14 protein-coding genes are annotated in these 18,167 nt (G+C 40.2%); all 14 read right to left on the bottom strand.

Going from position 1 to position 18,167, the window contains the following annotated elements; all coding sequences use genetic code 11:
- Positions 1-9: 9 nt before the first annotated feature.
- Positions 10-1,053 carry a recombinase RecA gene (gene recA / locus MHH31_RS08410; protein ID WP_007499478.1) on the bottom strand — a complete coding sequence of 348 codons (1,044 nt, stop codon included), beginning with the start codon at positions 1,051-1,053 and terminating at the stop codon, positions 10-12.
- A gap of 177 nt (positions 1,054-1,230) precedes the next feature.
- Positions 1,231-2,481 carry a competence/damage-inducible protein A gene (locus MHH31_RS08405; RefSeq protein ID WP_039166613.1) on the bottom strand — a complete coding sequence of 417 codons (1,251 nt, stop codon included), beginning with the start codon at positions 2,479-2,481 and terminating at the stop codon, positions 1,231-1,233.
- Positions 2,482-2,497: 16 nt separating this feature from the next.
- A complete protein-coding gene (gene pgsA, locus MHH31_RS08400) occupies positions 2,498-3,079 on the bottom strand; it encodes a CDP-diacylglycerol--glycerol-3-phosphate 3-phosphatidyltransferase (RefSeq protein ID WP_008344688.1) in 582 nt (193 codons plus the stop codon).
- A gap of 75 nt (positions 3,080-3,154) precedes the next feature.
- Positions 3,155-4,066, bottom strand: a complete 912-nt coding sequence (locus tag MHH31_RS08395) for a helix-turn-helix domain-containing protein (RefSeq protein WP_342495448.1) — start codon at positions 4,064-4,066, stop codon at positions 3,155-3,157.
- Positions 4,067-4,089: 23 nt separating this feature from the next.
- On the bottom strand, positions 4,090-4,881 hold the full coding sequence (locus MHH31_RS08390) for a DUF3388 domain-containing protein (RefSeq protein ID WP_039166619.1): 792 nt from the start codon (positions 4,879-4,881) through the stop codon (positions 4,090-4,092).
- Between the two features lie 131 nt (positions 4,882-5,012).
- The gene (locus MHH31_RS08385) at positions 5,013-5,270 is read right to left on the bottom strand and encodes a DUF3243 domain-containing protein (protein ID WP_003211590.1); all 258 of its coding nucleotides are present in this window, start codon (positions 5,268-5,270) and stop codon (positions 5,013-5,015) included.
- A 72-nt stretch (positions 5,271-5,342) separates the two neighbouring features.
- Positions 5,343-6,071: an SDR family oxidoreductase gene (locus MHH31_RS08380; protein WP_024720382.1), complete on the bottom strand. Its 729-nt coding sequence runs from the start codon at positions 6,069-6,071 to the stop codon at positions 5,343-5,345.
- Between the two features lie 29 nt (positions 6,072-6,100).
- Positions 6,101-9,220, bottom strand: coding sequence for an MMPL family transporter (locus tag MHH31_RS08375; protein ID WP_342495447.1), 3,120 nt, complete (start codon positions 9,218-9,220; stop codon positions 6,101-6,103).
- Positions 9,198-9,674, bottom strand: coding sequence for a MarR family transcriptional regulator (locus tag MHH31_RS08370; protein WP_024720380.1), 477 nt, complete (start codon positions 9,672-9,674; stop codon positions 9,198-9,200). Before MHH31_RS08370 ends, MHH31_RS08375 begins: the two co-directional genes overlap by 23 nt.
- 151 nt (positions 9,675-9,825) lie before the next feature.
- Positions 9,826-11,118: a pitrilysin family protein gene (locus MHH31_RS08365; RefSeq protein ID WP_041507268.1), complete on the bottom strand. Its 1,293-nt coding sequence runs from the start codon at positions 11,116-11,118 to the stop codon at positions 9,826-9,828.
- On the bottom strand, positions 11,115-12,395 hold the full coding sequence (locus MHH31_RS08360) for a pitrilysin family protein (protein WP_056704743.1): 1,281 nt from the start codon (positions 12,393-12,395) through the stop codon (positions 11,115-11,117). The genes MHH31_RS08365 and MHH31_RS08360 overlap by 4 nt, the downstream gene beginning before the upstream one ends.
- A gap of 145 nt (positions 12,396-12,540) precedes the next feature.
- The gene (locus MHH31_RS08355; protein ID WP_342495446.1) at positions 12,541-15,657 is read right to left on the bottom strand and encodes an MMPL family transporter; all 3,117 of its coding nucleotides are present in this window, start codon (positions 15,655-15,657) and stop codon (positions 12,541-12,543) included.
- Positions 15,658-15,976: 319 nt separating this feature from the next.
- Positions 15,977-17,209 carry an MFS transporter gene (locus MHH31_RS08350; protein WP_193804284.1) on the bottom strand — a complete coding sequence of 411 codons (1,233 nt, stop codon included), beginning with the start codon at positions 17,207-17,209 and terminating at the stop codon, positions 15,977-15,979.
- A gap of 100 nt (positions 17,210-17,309) precedes the next feature.
- Positions 17,310-18,035 carry a GntR family transcriptional regulator gene (locus MHH31_RS08345; protein ID WP_008344706.1) on the bottom strand — a complete coding sequence of 242 codons (726 nt, stop codon included), beginning with the start codon at positions 18,033-18,035 and terminating at the stop codon, positions 17,310-17,312.
- Positions 18,036-18,167: the final 132 nt, after the last annotated feature.

The following is an 18,167-nucleotide window of genomic DNA, read 5'->3' as shown; positions in this document are numbered from 1 at the left end:
AGCGTCTTTTTAGTCATTCAATTCCAATTCTTCTTGTCCTTCTTCGTCAGTTGATTTCACTCCGTTTGTATCCAAACCATAGTGCTCCCTGATCTGCTCCTGAATCATAAGAAGAATGTCCTTATTCTCTTTTAGGAATTGCTTCGCATTTTCACGTCCTTGTCCAAGACGTTCCTCTTGATAAGAATACCAAGCCCCGCTCTTTTGTACGATATCTAGTTCGCTTCCAAGGTCGATGATTTCTCCCTCTTTCGAGATACCTTCACCGTACATAATGTCTACTTCGGCAATACGGAATGGTGGTGCCACTTTGTTTTTCACAACTTTAATTCTCGTTTTGTTCCCCATGATGTCGTTCCCTTGTTTCAACTGTTCAGCACGGCGTACTTCTAAACGAACAGATGAATAGAACTTAAGTGCACGTCCACCAGGCGTTGTTTCAGGATTACCAAACATAACCCCTACTTTTTCACGAATTTGGTTAATAAAGATCGCAATTGTTTTTGATTTGTTGATAGCACCAGATAGTTTACGAAGTGCTTGAGACATCAAACGTGCTTGAAGACCAACGTGTGAATCTCCCATGTCTCCTTCGATCTCTGCTTTTGGTACAAGAGCAGCTACTGAGTCAATGACAACAATATCAACTGCACCACTACGAACAAGTGCTTCTGCAATTTCAAGTGCTTGTTCTCCTGTATCCGGCTGAGAAAGCAATAACTCATCAATGTTGACACCTAATTTTTGAGCGTAAACTGGATCTAGCGCATGCTCCGCATCGATAAATGCAGCTTGTCCTCCCTGCTGCTGAACCTCAGCAATCGCATGAAGTGCTACTGTCGTTTTACCAGAACTCTCTGGACCATATACTTCAATAATACGGCCGCGAGGGTATCCACCTATTCCAAGCGCAGTATCAAGTGCTAACGAACCACTAGGTACTGTTGAAATACGTGTATCTGTTTGCTCTCCTAGTTTCATAATAGAGCCTTTACCAAACTGTTTTTCTATTTGTTTAAGAGCCATATCTAAGGCTGCTTGACGATCACTCATTCTATTGTTTCCTCCTTTATCAATTCCACTATCTATACTATACCTTGTTTTACGTCATTTGCCAAGAAAAAAACGAACACATATTCGATTTTTTCTTGGCAGATTATTTAAGAAAAGAGCTGTTTCTATTAGAAAAAACGCTCTTTTATAAAGGAGTAAACCTGATAAAAAACAAAATTAACTATCTTTTAATAATTTGAGAAGGTGGTGCAAACCATATTTCACAGCACGCTTGCGAATGCCTGATCGACTGCCAGTAAACATCCATTCAAACACGTCTGTCTGGTCTTTTGTCGATAGCCCGATAAATACTTTTCCAACCGGCTGTCCTTCGTGTGGTTCAGGACCTGCCACACCTGTAAAGCTAATACCGATATCGCTTCCCGTCAGTTTTCTAACGCCTTCGGCGAGCTCTAACGCACACTCTTTGCTGACAGCACCATGAGAAGACAATGTTTCTTCACGGCAGCCCAGCACTTGCTGCTTGACTTGATTTGTGTAACAAACCACACTGCCGTTTAAAATGGATGATGCCCCTTCGAGGTCTGTCAGCCACTCTGAAAACATACCACCAGTCAGACTTTCAGCCGCTGCTACTGTTTTCCCGTGTTCATGCAAGGCCTTTGAAGCTTCAAAGGCAAGAGATGTATCACCATATCCGTAGAAGTACTCGCCGACCCGTTCTAAAATTTGTGCTTCTGTTTCTTTTAACAGACGCTCTGTTTCTTTTTCATCCTCATGCTTGGCTGTCAGCCTTAGCGTCACTTCCCCGTCAGCTGCAAGCGGTGCAATCGTTGGATTGGTCTGTGCATCAATTAAATCTTCAAGATCTGTTTCCAGCTGAGATTCACCGATGCCAAAGAAACGCAAGACAACAGACACGATTTTTTCCTTTAGGCCGAGTTTTTCAGAAATAAGCGGCTTCGCTTCGTTTTCAAACATCGGGTGCAATTCACTTGGCGGTCCAGGGAGCAGAATGTAAAACGTATCTCCCTCTTGTATAAACATACCAGGTGCCATTCCGAAACGGTTTACGAGCACATCAGATCCCTCTAGAACGAGCGCCTGTTTACGGTTGTTCGGCGACATATCACGTCCGGTTTTACGGAAGTATTCTTGAATAGACTCAAATGCTTCTTCATTTAGCACAAGCTCTTTACCGAGCGTACTCGCAATGGTTTCTTTTGTTAAATCGTCTTTCGTTGGTCCAAGACCACCTGAGAAGATAATAAAATTCGATCTTTCCTGTGCCACTTGAATGGCCCTTTTTAAACGCTCTGGATTGTCACCAACTGCTGTGTGGTAATAAACATTCACACCAATTTCAGCTAGTTGTTTGCTGATGAATTGTGCATTCGTATTCGTAATTTGCCCTAGCAAAAGTTCGGAACCGACTGCAATAATTTCTGCTTTTCTCTCTGACTTCAAAGCGTACACGTCCTTTTTAGTTAGAATTCTTTAAGGCTTCCCAGTTTTTCGCAAAGTAATCCCATCCTGAGACAACAGTGAAGAACACCGCTACCCACATGGCAAGATCACCGAAAGGGAATGATACAAGTTCAAACGGCAGGTTATGCAAAAGAAGTGCCGAAATCGCAATGATTTGCGCCCACGTCTTCACTTTTCCAAGCATATTGGCTGCGACCACTTCACCGCCTCCAGCTAAGACAAGCCTTAGGCCTGTTACAGCAAATTCACGGCTAATGATCACAATTGCCATCCATGCCGGTGTGAGATTGTATTGAACAAGTATAATTAAAGCCGCTGAAACAAGCAATTTATCTGCAAGCGGATCTAAAAATTTACCAAAGTTTGTGACTAAATTGAGCTTACGTGCATAGTAACCATCAATCCAGTCGGTTGTCGAAGCGACAATAAACAAAATCGCTCCAACAAGGTGAGTGACTTCGATGCTGACGTCACCAAAGCGCGCGACACCCCAATCTAATGGAGCAAGCATAATCAACATAAACACAGGAATCAAGGCGATCCTAGAAAGAGTAATTTTATTCGGTAAGTTAAACATGAATTTCAATCCTCCAATAATCCATTTTTTTATGTATATATAATAGTAGGAACAAAAGAAAAGTCATCTACTTGCTTAAGATGACTTTTCCTTTCCTTTATTCACAATCACAATGTTTTGTGTCATGGTGTTTTTAGGGTCTAATTCGTACTTCAGCGTTTCGTCATTGACTTTGATATCGATTCCTGTTGCATTTCCTAAGCGGATATCGACTTGGGAAAGATCAGTTAAGTCTGTTTTAAACGATTCGCCATCTTTCAATTCACCCATCTTCAGCACTTTTCCAGATTCGTCTCTCACACGAAGCCATGAAGCTTGTGAGGCAGAAATGGTTAGCTCCATCTCTTCTGCACCTGCTACTTCATACGTTGTCGTAGAACCCTCTGTATCCGTCGCCTTCAAAGAAACATCTTCATCGTCTTTAGATGAATCCTTTGAGGAATCGTCTTTTTCAGATGATTTTTCTTGATCATCTGACGAAGCTTTATCCTTTTTCTTTTGATCCTTTGCAAGCGATGAATCCTCAGACACTTCGTATTTTGATTCTGATTGCTGAGGAGCCGCCTGATTATTTTTCTGTCCGCTATCATGATTAACCGCTTGAACGATCACATAAATGATAGCGATCACCACAAGGATCCCTCCAATGATTAAAATCGTCGGAAGCAGCTCCAGTACCTTTGAGGCAGGCTTTGGCAGCTCTCTTTGCGGTTTAATATTTGATAATTTATCAGACACTTCATCGTTATACGTGCTTGGTACATCTTTACGAAACTCTTCGAACAATTGTTCAGGATTCAGTCCAACGGCTTCGGCATATTGTTTAATAAACGCTCTGACGTAAAATTTACCTGGAATGATATCATAGTTTCCTTGTTCTATTGCTAGCAAATAGCGCTTTTGGATTTTGGTAGCCGCCATCAGATCCTCCAGCGACATCCCTTTTTCCTCTCTGGCCTCAACGAGCCGTTTTCCCAATTCAGTCAAAACAAACACCTACCATTACCATATTAAAAATCGAAGCCAGAAAAACCAGAATGATCAAACACTTGTGGTTCTTCAGCGTGCTCGTATGTAATTTCTTCGTCTGCACTATTACGCAATTCAATGATGTAGTCGAAATCATCCATTGTATATTCTGAATTTTGAATAAAGATATCTGGATGCTCTACAACCTTTGTAGCAGGCAGTCTCATAATTTCTCTTAAAAGCTGCAAGTGCTTCTCAGAACCTCTTCTTGTCGACACAATCCCATCAATAATAAAGACGTTATCCGGGCTGTATTCATCTGCAATCAGCTGACTGCGAATGGTCTGTTTCAAAAGAGTCGACGATACAAACAGCCATCTCTTACTTGCACATACACTTGAAGCAACAATTGATTCTGTTTTTCCAACCCGCGGCATTCCGCGAATTCCAATCAATTTATGTCCTTCTTTTTTAAATAATTCAGCCATAAAATCAACAAGTAGACCAAGCTCGTCCCTTTCAAAACGGAACGTCTTTTTGTCATCCGCATCACGCTGAATGTATCTTCCATGACGAACAGCTAAACGGTCACGAAGTTTTGGCTGTCTTAGTTTCGTTACTTTTATCGTTTCCATTGTATTTAAAATTGATTCAAGCCGCTTAATTTGTTCTGTGTGGTCACAGCGAAGAAGCATGCCGCGTCTTGATACATCAACACCATTAATTGTCACAATATTAATTGAAAGCATCCCCATTAAAGAAGAAATGTCTCCTAAAAGTCCGGGACGGTTCACCTGTATCTCATATTCAAAATACCATTCGAGCTTTGCCAAATGATATTACCCCCTTCATTGTGGCAAATTTTTACCTTCCTTTATCATAAAGCATTTTCACATTTTTAGAAAGCACAATGTTGTGAAACAGTTAAAATAAAAAGAGAGGCACAAACGACCCCTCTTTTTGTTTAGTGCGAGCTATTATTTTCAACCAGTTTGACCATCATATTGGCAATTGCGCGCTGCTCATCTTCTGATGCGACGCTCCAAAGGTCAGCAAGTACTCTTTCTTGCTCATTCTTTGCTTCAACTTCATTAGCCAGGTATCCGCCAATTTCATACGCAAGGTTATTGATAGTATCATCTTTTAAGCCTTTATCCTGCGCATGATTTAAACGGTCTCCTAAAAAGTTTTTCCAATGGTCCCAGTTCTCAAGTACTGACATGTCGATTCCTCCATTCGAAAAGATGAATTACAGCCATAGCTTTTGTCATGGAGCGACGAATTATACACGTTTTTAACAGTACCAGCCGCCATTCACGGATAAAATTTGACCTGTCATATAACTTGACTGCTTTGAGGCGAGAAACCAAATGACATCGGCTATCTCTTCAGGTGCGGCAAGACGGCCGAGTGGAATCTCCTCTTCCATCATCGCAAGGTCTTCTTGTGTGAAGCTTTTCATCATATCAGTCTGAACCGCACCTGGTGAGACTGCATTTGCTCTAATTCCACTTGGGGCAAGCTCTTTGGCAAGCCCTTTAATGAAAGCATTTTGAGCACCCTTGACCATACTGTACAGTACTTCACACGAGGCACCCGTTTCCCCCCATATTGAGCTAACCGCAATAATATGACCTGACTTTTTTTGGATCATGGCAGGCAAAATAGATTGGGTAAGCTCATATGGACTTGTCACATGAAGCTGCACCATGCTGGCTAGATCTTCTTTTTCAGTATCTGTCACTAAACCAACATGACTCTTTCCGCTATTTAAAACAAGAATATCTGGATCAAGCGGCAGGCGGCTGACAAGCTCTGCTGCTCCGCCTGTTTTCGCTAAATCAGCTTGAACGACGTGCGTTTCTACTTGATATGTTTCTTTGAGATCAGCGGAAAGACGACTAGCCGCTTGTTCATTTTGATGATAATGGAGCATCAGATGGCAGCCTTCTTGGGCAAGCTTTTTGGCTGTCGCCTGCCCAATTCCGCCACTGGCACCAGTGATCAGTGCCCAACGACTCATACTTTGTTCCTACTTTCTTTATGGAATCTTTATTCTTTTCGTTTAAATGGGAACCAATTCGCTGATCCGAACAATTTGACCATCACAGGTACGAACAATGGTAGCACAACGAGTGCATACAATAAAAGCCCTGTGAGAACAAGTGTTGCAATCTGTAGGAGTGACAATACACCTGATGGCAGCATCGCTGCAAATGTTCCTGCCAAAATGACGGCAGCAGACATAATAACAGATCCCATATTTTTCATTGATTCAGTCATGGCAAACTGAATGTCTTTTGTTTTGTATTCATTGAAACGTTCCATTAAGAAAATCGAATAATCGACTCCAAGCGCCATTAAGATGACAAAGCCAAAGAATGGAACAGCCCAGTTGATGCCCGGATATCCGAAGAAATGGGTGAAAATAAATTCTGTTACACCAATGGCGGTAAAGTACGTTAAAATCAGCGATCCAACTAAGTAAAGCGGCATCACGAGAGAACGGAAGAGAATCACTAGTATTAAGAAAATACCGATCATCATGTAAAAAACCGTCTTATTGAAGTCTTGGTCTGACAGCTGTTTTAAATCAGCGTTCATACTTGATACACCAGATACGCCAAATGAAACATCTTTTAAGTTTGTTTCAGGAAGTGCACGTTTGACGGAAGCCTCTACTTGTTTAATCGTTTTCATGGCGTCGTTTCCATATGGATTGTCTTCTAAGATGACGTCAATCTTTGTCATCTTGCGGTCATCCGACATATAGGAATCGAACACTTGCTTGAAAGCTTTATTTTTTAGAACATCTTTTGGAATAAACCAACCGGCCATGTCTTGATCTGGTGCGTTTTTCAGTTCATCTAAGTAGTCTCCTGCACCCATTAAGCCGTTTGAAATTTTCTCAAGTCCGTCGACACTTTTGTTTAGACCATCTGTCAGCTTGGTCAGATCGTCACCAAAGCCGCCAATTTTTTCTTTCATTTGTTTTTGACCATTAATGATGTCGCCGGCTCCATTTGCAAGTTTAGGCATACTATCAGCTAGCTGTCCTTGGCCTTTAGACGTTTGATCTAGCCCGTTCTCAATAGCTTCTAAGCCAGCAATCAGCTCATCAATTTGATTTGTAAACACTTTTTGCTGCTCTGAAGCTTTTGCGATAAAAGCATCTGCTGCTTCAAGCTGTTTTTTTGCTTCTTTTGCTTGTTTTGCATAGCTGTCAGCCTGTTTGGCTCCTTCTTGCAAGGTAGTAGAAAGTTCCTTATATGAAGCTTTGATGGCTTGATATGATTGGTTTTCTTTCACTTGCGGAATTTGCTGCTCAAGTGTACTGAACTGTTTATTCGCTTGACTGATCAAAGCTTTCACATCCGCTGCGGCAGAGGATGAAGTATCGACTTGTGCCAATGCTGCTTTTAATTCTTTGGAAATGCTTTTATACAGTGCCACTTGCTGATTCACTTGTGCGACTTGATCTGTTAATTCTTTTTTCGCACCCTTTATTCTTTCTTTAATTTCAGAAACACCTTTTTTGTTTTGATCAATTCCGTTTTGCAGATCTCTCATCTTTTTTTCGACGTTTTGAATACCTGATTTTACGGATTCGGTTCCAGAAATCAATTTGTTAATGCCTTTTCCAGATGCTTTAATTTGTGGTGTTTGATCCTCGATGGATTTACTCATGGTTGTAAGAGCATCTTGGATCTTTTTCAACCCTTCGTTACTTTTATCAAGCCCGCTATTTAGCTCTTTGGCTTGAGATTTCACGTACAGATCATTCAGTCCTTTTCCAACAGGGCGTGTCGCACTTCTTACTTTACTCACGCCATCTGTTTGTTCAATCGCACGACTGAGCTTTTCAACAGCAATCAGACCTTCGTTATTGTCTAAAAGATCAGATGATTTCACGACAACTGTTGCTGGAAGGGCTTCACCTGGTCCAAATTTGTCAGAGATCGTATTAAATGCATTGACGGATTCGTATTTATTGCCGATTTCGTCTAGGTTGTTATATGAAAGTGTTCCTTTATACATAAGAATCGCTGGAAGGGTAATAATTGCAACGATTAGCAAGCTGAGAAGTGGTTTCTTAAATGAAAAACGACCGGCTGTTTCCCACATTTTCGATTGCGGGTGGGCAATATCGCCTTTGATCGGCCAAAATAACACTTTTCCTAAAACCGCCATAAAGAATGGAACGACAGTGAGCAGTGCCACAATTAACACGGCGACACCAACCGCCACGGCGACAGCTGATTTATACAGTTGGAATTGGGCTAAACCGATACACGTAAAACCAATGAGGACAGCAATTCCGCTGAATAAAACGGTTTTACCTGCCGTCTTATATGTTGTAATAATCGCCTCAATCTTATCTTTTCCGTGAGATAGTTCTTCTTTAAACCGGCTTAGCAACAGGATGCAGTAGTCGGTTCCAATCCCAAACATGATGGCGACCATAAAAATTTGGGTAAAGGTCGAGAGCGGAAAATCAACATACTTTACTAGGTAAGCCACAATGGATTGGCTGACCAAATAGGAAAGCGCCACGGCCACTAAAGGAACGAACGGTGCCACTGCGGATCTAAAGACAAGCACAAGAACAATTAAAATAAACCCAATTGTAATGAATTCCGTTTTTTTCAGACCTTCTTGTGAGCTTGTGATGACATCATCGTCGATTAGCGGCTGCCCTGTCATTTCAAATTTCAGGTTCAGGCTCTTAAGCTTTTCATTGACTCTTTCTTTAAAATCGGATGCTTTGATTTTGTTCGAGTCGTATGTAACTGGAACAAGAAGTGTTGTTTGATCTTTAGAGAGCATCTGTTTTTTGATATCTTTGTTTGCATCAAAATAAGAAGTGATGTCTTCAACATGGAGATCTTGATCCTTTTCTAAAATCTCCATCGCTTTCTTTAAAGAGGCTTCTCTTTCTTTGACGATATCCTTTCCTTGAAAGACAATGACGATCGATTTTTCCGTATCCCCATTTTCAGACATGTTCTTTAATAATTGATCGGCGTAGGAAGAGGGATAACCATCTGGAACAGAAATCTGCCCTTTTTCTTTTGTTAATTGCGCCATATTAGGAGCGGTGATTAATAATACAGCCGCTAGTACGACCCAAAGGATCGTGATCAGCCATCTACCCTTTATGATTGCTCTCATTACTATGTTGTGCCTCCTCTTCGATGATAATTTGATAAATCTTTTCATATGTTTGAATAAATGATTCTATTTCTTTTTCATCAAATTTTTCTAAATATGACCGAACAAGATCCTGAAGCTGCTTTTCCATTCGGCTGACCACTTCTTTTCCTTCGGGTGTCACATAAAGATGAACGTTTCTTCGATCAGCTTGATCATGCTCTCGGTAAATATAATCTTTATTAAAAAGACGATTGGTCATGGATGTCACAGCACTTTTGTTGACATTACATTCGATGGCAAGGTCTGTTGATGTACATCCTGGGTGTAAATTGATGTATCGAAGCGAGTAATATTGATCAAGTGTCAGTTCTTTATCGAGCTTTTCCGTGATCATACTCGATACTTTTTTCTCCATCATGAGATAGACGTCCGCATATCTCTGGATGAGCTGGGCAATTTTATTTTGTACCATATGCTGCTCCTTTAGTTTGATTGTTTAACTATTAAAGAGTTTAACTAATTACCGAAACAATTGTCAATCAATATCTTCGCATATAAAGCGATTTCTTTAGCTGGACACAAAAAAGACAAACTCTTATATGTTGAGTTTGTCTTTTTTCGTTTTATTTTGTTTTCGGTACGACTTTAAAAACTGACATTCGTTCTTCATCAATTTCTTCGTCTAAGATTTGCTGAATATCTGTTAATTGGATTTGCTCCAGTACTGGCACGACATCAAATAAGCTCATTTCTAAGAATGCGTATCGAGTGAATTGATTGGCGATGTACTCCGGGGAGTTCATTGCTTTTAAAAAGCTGCCAATTTTTTTCTTGCGAGCAAGTTCAATCTTTTCTTCTGTGATCAGGCTTTTTGCTTGAAGAAGCGTTTCTTTTAATTCATCTGCGAGTTGATCAGGGTCATTTGTGTCTCCGCCAACTGATGTGAAGCCAAAGCCGCCTTCTTCCGTATAATCGTAGCTGAAGGTCTCATCAATCAAGCCTTTTTCATACATCTGTTCATATTGTAAGGAGCTTTTACCAAACAGCGTCTCTAAAATGAGATTCATTCCGAGCTCATGTTTTAACAGTTCATTGCCTTTTTTATGAGGATTCTTTGTTTTTAATCCAAACATACATTTTGAGCCTTGTACGTTCATTGGAAGTTCGTACTCTTTTCGGTACACACCTTCAGGCTCATTGATGTCTTTTCGTTTGATCTCTGGCTGGTCTGTAAATGGCTTTTTCGCCTGATTCGCTCGAACTTGATCTAATATTTGCTTCGGATCAACGGGACCGACAACAAATAGAAGCATATTGCTTGGGTGATAGAACGTTTCATAGCATTCATACAAATGATCTTTTGTAATCGGAGCGATGCTTTCTACTGTTCCAGCTATATCAATTCTCACAGGATGCTCTTGATATAGATTTTCAATCAAACCGAAGAATAAACGCCAGTCGGGATTGTCATCATACATGTTAATCTCTTGACCAATGATGCCCTTTTCTTTTTCGACTGTTTTTTCAGTAAAATAAGGTTCTTGCACAAAATCAATGAGTGTCTCAAGGTTTTGTTCGACATTTGAGGTGCTTGAGAATAAGTAAGCTGTTCTCGTAAATGTCGTAAAAGCATTTGCGGATGCTCCTTGTTTACTAAATGTATGAAACACATCTCCATCTTCTTTTTCAAACAGCTTGTGCTCTAAGAAATGGGCAATTCCATCAGGCACTCGGATCATGTCTTCTTTGCCAAGCGGCACAAATTCATTGTCGACAGAACCGTATTTTGTTGTGAAGGTTGCATATGTTTTGTTAAACCCTTGCTTTGGCAGTACATAGACGTCAAGTCCGCTATCCATTTTTTCATGATAGACCGTTTCTTGCAGCTGATCGAATTGAATTGTTTTCACTGTCATGAAGCACCCTCCGTTCCTTTAAGAAAATAGGTCGTATCCCATTCGATTTTTTGACCCACTTTGATGATGTCCTCTTTTGTCACTCTGTCTAACGCTTCTAAAAAGGAATCGAGGCTCTCCCCTGTTGGCACGACGGCATGCTGATATAAGTATTCCGCTGTTCCATAAGACGTATCAATGGTTTCGAGCAGCTGATTTTTGACGACAGCCTTTGTCTGTTCAATTGCTTCATCAGAAAAATCGCCTTTTTGCATGGCATCAAATTGTTCTTTGATGATGTCTACTGCCTGCTGATAGTTGCCGACTTCAATTCCTGACATGACCATCATCAAACCTTTAAAGCTCTCAAGTCTAGAGACAGCATAGTACGCAAGACTTGCTTTTTCCCGCACATTGATAAATAGCTTTGAATGAGAGAAGCCGCCGAATATGCCATTAAATAAATGCAGCGCCGGATAATCTTCATCTGCTATCGTTGTATGTGTGCGAAAGCCAATGTTCAGCTTTCCTTGTTTTACGTCCTCTTCATCAATGACTTCTTTTGGCTCTATTTGTGATCTTGATGATTCGGTATTTTGTTTGACTGGCTCTCTTTCACTTGTTTTAAAGTATTGCGAGACCATTCGATTGATATCTTGTTCATCAACGTCTCCCACAACATAGAGATCCAGCTGGTTGGACTTAAGTGCATGTTCGTATGCTTTAAAGAGCGCTTCTGCCGTAATCGCTTCGACGTCTTCCATTTCACCATTGACGTGCAGTGCATATGGCTCACCTTTACACATTTCCTGTACAAGTCTTAAGTTTGAATAGCGCATTTTGTCATCATAAACGGCTTGAATGCGCTGTTTCAATGTTCGTTTTTCTTGCTCAACGTACAATTCATGAAATACTCCGTTTTCCACGTACGGGTGGAATAAAAGTTCAGAAAGTAAGGCAATCCCTTTTTCTAGTAAAGGGGTTTGATCCTTTAAATATTTTTCATTCGCCATTTCTAGACGGAAGGTAATGATGTGATTTTCACCTTTTTTCGCCATGTCTGCGGAAACGGTCGCCCCATAGAGCTCGTCGAAATAAGCACGAAGCTCTCCCGTTTTCGGCATTTTTTCTGTTCCTCTTAAAAGCACATGCGGGAAAAGGGAACGCATGGTGACGTCATCTTTGGATAAAGGCGCAAGCATTTTAAAAAGGATCGTCACGGTTTTAAATTTTTCTGTTTTGACAATATGAGTATGAAGACCAGGTGTATCAAATGTCTTCTCTTGTAAGTACGTCATGAGAAACCTCCTTTGTTCATCCTATTTATTATGTATTAGAACATAGCTGATATATACGTGAAACAGCCATTTAATAGTCATTATATCAATCAGAGGAAAGGATAGGAAATAAAAACGCCTCTGCTAAAAGCAGAGACGCAGGTTGTTATTTCATTCTAAACGGCCACCAATTCCATTTTCCAAAGATGCGAACCATGACCGGGATAAAGAGTGGTAGAACAACAAAAGCATATAATAAAAGTCCAATGAGTACGACCGTTGCAATTTCAACTAATGATAATACACCCGATGGCAGCATCGCAGCAAAAGTACCCGCTAAAATAGCAACTGCTGAAATAATGACGGACCCCATATTTCTCATCGCTGATATCATGGATGCTTGAACATGCTCTCCCTTCCATTCATTAAAGCGATCCATCAGGAAGATCGAATAATCAATGCCAAGGGTCACAAGGATCACAAAGCTGAAAAATGGAACAGCCCAGCTGACACCATCGTAGCCAAAGAATGTTTTGAAAATCCATTCTGTTAAGCCAATGGATGTAAAATACGTTAATATGAGTGAAAGTGTTAAGTATATCGGCATGACGATTGACCTTAGTAATAAAACTAAAATAATAAAGATACCAATTAACATGAAAATAACCGTTCTGATAAAGTCACCGTCTGACGTTTCTTTTAAGTCAACATTTAAACTGGAGATACCAGATACACCGTAATTGGCATTTTTCAAACCACTTACAGGTAAATATTGATCAAGGGTTTCTTCAATTTTTGCTACACCTTTCATTGCTTCATTGCTGTATGGATTTACATTTAAAATCACTTCAAAGGTTGTTAATTTACGATCTGGGGACATATACGTATTAAATATTTTCTTAAACTCATGGCGTTTCAATACTTCTTCTGGTATAAACCAGCCCGTTACTTCTTCATCTGGTGCTTCCTGAAGCTGTTTTAAGTAGCTGTCTGCCTCGGTAAAGCCGCTTTTTACTTGCTCAAGTCCGGAAATACTTTCATCTAATCCATCTGTTAATAGTGATAGTTTAGATGATAGCTGGTTAAACCCTTTTTTCACGGCTTTTTGGCCATCTGTCAGCTGATCTGCGCCATCTTCAATTTTAGGCATTTCTTTGATGAGCTGTTTTTGTCCTTTATTCGTTTCATCAAGACCATCATAAATTTGATCTAGACCTGTCATCAGCGCCTTTACTTGTTGTTTGATTTCTTTTTGCTTGCTTGAGAACGTTTGAATGACTTGTTCTGCTTTCTTGATCTTTTGTTTAAAGGCAGATGCTTCCTCTTCATAGACGCTCATTTGCTCTCCAGCTTGATCGAGCATTCCTTTTGTGTCTTTGAATACTTTTTTGATTTCTTTATATTCATTCATGTCTTTGATTTCTGGAAGCCGGTTTTCAAGCCCTTCAAATGATACGTTTTCATAGGATTGTTTCACTTTCTTAATCGTTGTCATCAGTTGCTCATTTGATGTTGCGTGACCTTCCAGTGTGCTTACGACTCGTTCAAGATCTTGAATCATGGTTTCACTTCTGCGGTATTCTTGCTCTAATTCTTTTTTCGCTTGTTTGATTTCAGTGCGAATGGTTCCTACGCCCTCTTTACTGCGCCTAACACCATCCTCTAAAGTAATGAGTGATTTTCTCACTTCTCCGATACCGCCTTTGATGGCTTTTGTCCCATCAATCAATTGATCAATCCCTTTAGCGGATTCTTCAATTTTTGGTTTTTGTTTGAGAAGTGCTAAGTTTGTTTCGGTCAAGCCATCTGTAATTTTCCCGATGCCCTCGTGACCTTTCCCAAGCTCTCCTCCCAGCTCTTTCGCTTGAGAGGTAACGTAGAGCTGACTTAACCCGTTTCCAACTGGGCGAGTGACACTACGAACCGCTTTCACTTCCTCAATGTCATTTAACTTACGGGTCAGTTTTTCAATCATGACAATCTTTTCTTGATTATCGAGCTCATTGTCACTTTCGACAAGCACATTCAGCGGCAGCGCTTCACCAAAGCCAAATTGCTCAGATATCGTATTAAATGCAGACACTGACTCATACTTTGTCCCAATCTCATTTAAACTATTATAAGAAAGAGTGCCGTCATACATCAGAATCGGAGGAACAGTGATGAGTGCAACTACACCTAAGCTGATGAGCGGTCTTTTAAATGAAAAGCGCCCAGCCCATTCCCAAATCTTACTTTGTGGATGACGAATGTTTTCTCTTTTAGACGGCCAAAAAAGGGATTTTCCGAAAACCGACATAAAAAAGGGAACGATTGTGACAAGTGCAATGAGCAGGATGCCAACGCCTACGGCAACGCTGACGGCTGATTGGTACAATTGGAATTTTGCGAAACCAATACTTGAGAAGCCGACTAACACAGCTAAGCCGCTGAAAAAGACTGTTTTCCCTGCACATTGATACGTGATGATAATCGATTCTTTGACATCACGCCCTTGACCAATCTCCTCTTTAAAACGGCTTAAAAGTAATATACAATAGTCCGTTCCTATACCGAACATAATAGCTACCATAAAAATCTGAGTGAAATTAGACAGAGGAAATGGTGTATATTCTACGAGAAAAGCCACAATACACCGGCTGACAGCATAAGAAATGCCAATCGTAATGAGCGGAACAACAGGTGCCAGTATCGATCTGAATACAATTATTAAAATAAAGAAAATAAAAATCATCGTGATAAGTTCAGTTTTCTTCAGACCTTGTTGAGAGCTTTTAATGACATCTGAGTCCACAAATTTTTGACCTGTCATTTCATATGAAACGTTGTAGGGCTTTAAAACTTCCTCAATTCGTTCTTTAACCTTCACAGCTTTTGTTTCGTAGTGGTCGAATTTGAATGGAACAAGAAGTGTACTTTTATCCTTTGATAAAAGTTGTTTTTGAATGTCACGATCTACATGAAAATACGAAGTAATTCCGTCAATGTGGAGTTCTGGGGCATGTGTCATGAGTGCAGCTAAAGCCTTTTTTAATTCCTGCTCTTTGGCAGGGAACAAATGTTGTTCGGAGAATACAATCACACCAGTATCTTTTTTCCCATTATGATCTGAAAGCTTATCCAATAAGTGAAGTGCCTCAGCTGTTGGTGTCCCCTCTGGAACCTTTAACTGCCCTTTTTCTCTTGTTAATTCCTCTAAATTGGGCGCAGTAATAAACAGAATCACAGCTGTTACTATCCACACCATTAATACAATCCATCTTGCTTTAATTATTTGCAACATAGCTGCTTCAAGCTCCTTCTAATTCATCAATCAATTTGCTGTTTTTGAGCGTGTCTGAAGTGCTGACTTCGTCTCCTTCAACGTGCTAATGGCAGGATGACCTATTCAATTGTCCTTTCGTGTTGAAGAAACGCATATCCATCATCAGCCACGAGCTCAATTTCTGCCTTAAAACAAAGACAGAAAATGAATGTTTTTGAACACCTCCTATTTGGGATAATTTAAAAGATATTACTATACATTAGTTTAACTATCAAAATTTTACATGTCAATTTATAAAAAAGAAAAAAGATGGCAAAATACCGTCTTTTTTCTATGTTTAAACCGTTTTCAATTGTTCACTTTCATCCTTTTCATCTGGCTGGATGAAAAAGAGGACCAAAAATAATGAAATGAGACTACATATGGTCGATAGAATAAAAACGATAGCGTCTCCTTTATCCATAAGAAATGCGTAAATTGGAGGTCCTAAAGCAACACCGATAAAACGCATACTGCTATAAAATGACGTAATGGTTCCGCACTGCTCTTTTTCAATACCTTCTGTTATCAACGCATCAAGTGCTGGAAGCACAATGCCGATTCCTACGCCGCCAATACTTAAGCAGACAAACAACACGTAAAAACTGTGATTCCACCATAAAAATATATACGAGAGTGATAAAAGAGCCATACCAACGATGAGAAATATCCTCATTTTCCCCTTTTCTTTTCCGATTGTTCTCCCCGCAATATACGAGCTGATTGATAAGAAAAGGAGCGGGATACTTAGCAGCAAGCCTTTTTTGACACCCGTTATTTGATACGCTGCCTCTAGGTTATCTGATAAATAAAAGAGCACGCCAAAAAGAAGAAACATAATAAAACCACCAATAGCAAAAATGGCATAAAGCCAGCGTCCTTCATGCTTAAAAATCGTCTTTGTTGATTTTAAAAACTCTTTAAATGTAGGCGGATCTTCCTCTTTCTTTGCGGATTCAACCATAAACAGTACCATCACAAAGCTGATGATTGAAAAGAATGGAATGAACCAAAACGGCACAAACCAAAACCAAGAAGCGAGAAGTGCCCCAATAATAGGACTGAGTACCTTTCCAGCTGTATTAGAAGTTTCAATTGCTCCAAGTCCCGCACTTACCTCTTCATCATCGTGAAACAAATCGCCAATAAATGGCATAACAACAGGTGCTGCCCCGGCTGAGCCAACTCCTTGAAGGACCCTGCCAAATAGAATCCACATGTACGGTTCTTTCATGATGGTTGAGGCAACAGCTGCCACAGCTCCTCCAAGTCCTGCGATTAAAAGACAAGGCAAAAGCACCTTTTTCCGCCCAATTCGGTCAGATAAATAACCGGCAATCGGAATACACAAAATCGCCACAACGGAGTATACCGTAATAATGAGTGACACTTGAAAGGAAGTGATTGAGAGTTTCTTTTCTATCTCTGGTAATACGGGTATTAGCATCGAGTTCCCAAGCGTCATGATTAGAGGCACTGATGATAATGCAATAATATTCTTTTTACTGACTGTTTTCTCGCCCAACATCATTCACCCAATTCTATATACTGTTACGTATTAGTGTGGCATGTTTCACGGGTTTTATGTATAGACAAACAAAAAGCAACCGCCTATGGAAGCGACTGCTTTGTTAAAATCGTTTACGTATGACATGGAAACTGAATTTATCCGCTCGAAAATAATTGAGCGAGTATAAGACTGGCTGATCATCCTGATCATAGTGCATTTGTTTCAGTAAGAGTAACGCTGTTTCTGGGTCACATTCTAGTATCGGTGAAACCTGATCGTGATAACCAATCGGTTCGATGTCTGCCACTGCATATTTAATTCCGCTGTGCGGTTCTCTGCCAAACAGCTCAAAAAGCGACTCTTCCTCGTGAGTAAAAGAAGCGGGAAGATGTTTGACCGGAATTTTATCTAAACAATAGACGACTGGCTGTCCATCTGCTGTTCGAACGCGTTCCATTGAAAAAACCTTCTCGGATTCATCACACTGAAAACGAATGACATCATTCTCCGTCGGCTCCCCTTCTTGTGAGGACAAAAAGATGGTACCTGGTGTCATATTGACCTGTTCAATCATTTTTGTAACACTTGTCAGCTGTTCAATGCCAGTAGAAAAAAGCGGTCTTGAGTTGACGAAAGTCCCCACACCATGCCTTCTTATTAAATATTTCTCTTCTTCTAATATACGAAGGGCTTCACGAAGTGTCGCTCTGCTCACGCCTAAAAGCTTTGAGAGCTCAAATTCAGAAGGCAGCTTTTCCTTTTCGGCATATACGCCTGTTTGAATATCTTCTTTAATACGGTCAATCACTTTCAAATATAAATGGCGATTGTCTGTTTTGGTCGACATGTTTTCCCTCCGTCTAATCAATGCAAATGATAAGATGAGAAATCTCTATTCCGAGATAAGATGAACATAACTATATCATGTTTTTGCAAATAAATAAATAGTCTGACATCCAGTTAACATAATCAATATATC

The sequence above is a fragment of the Bacillus sp. FSL K6-1033 genome (genome assembly GCF_038630765.1).
Taxonomy (GTDB): Bacteria; Bacillota; Bacilli; order Bacillales; family Bacillaceae; genus Bacillus; species Bacillus altitudinis.
The sequence above is the reverse complement of the archived record's forward strand: the minus strand, read 5'-3'. Positions and strand labels throughout refer to the sequence as shown.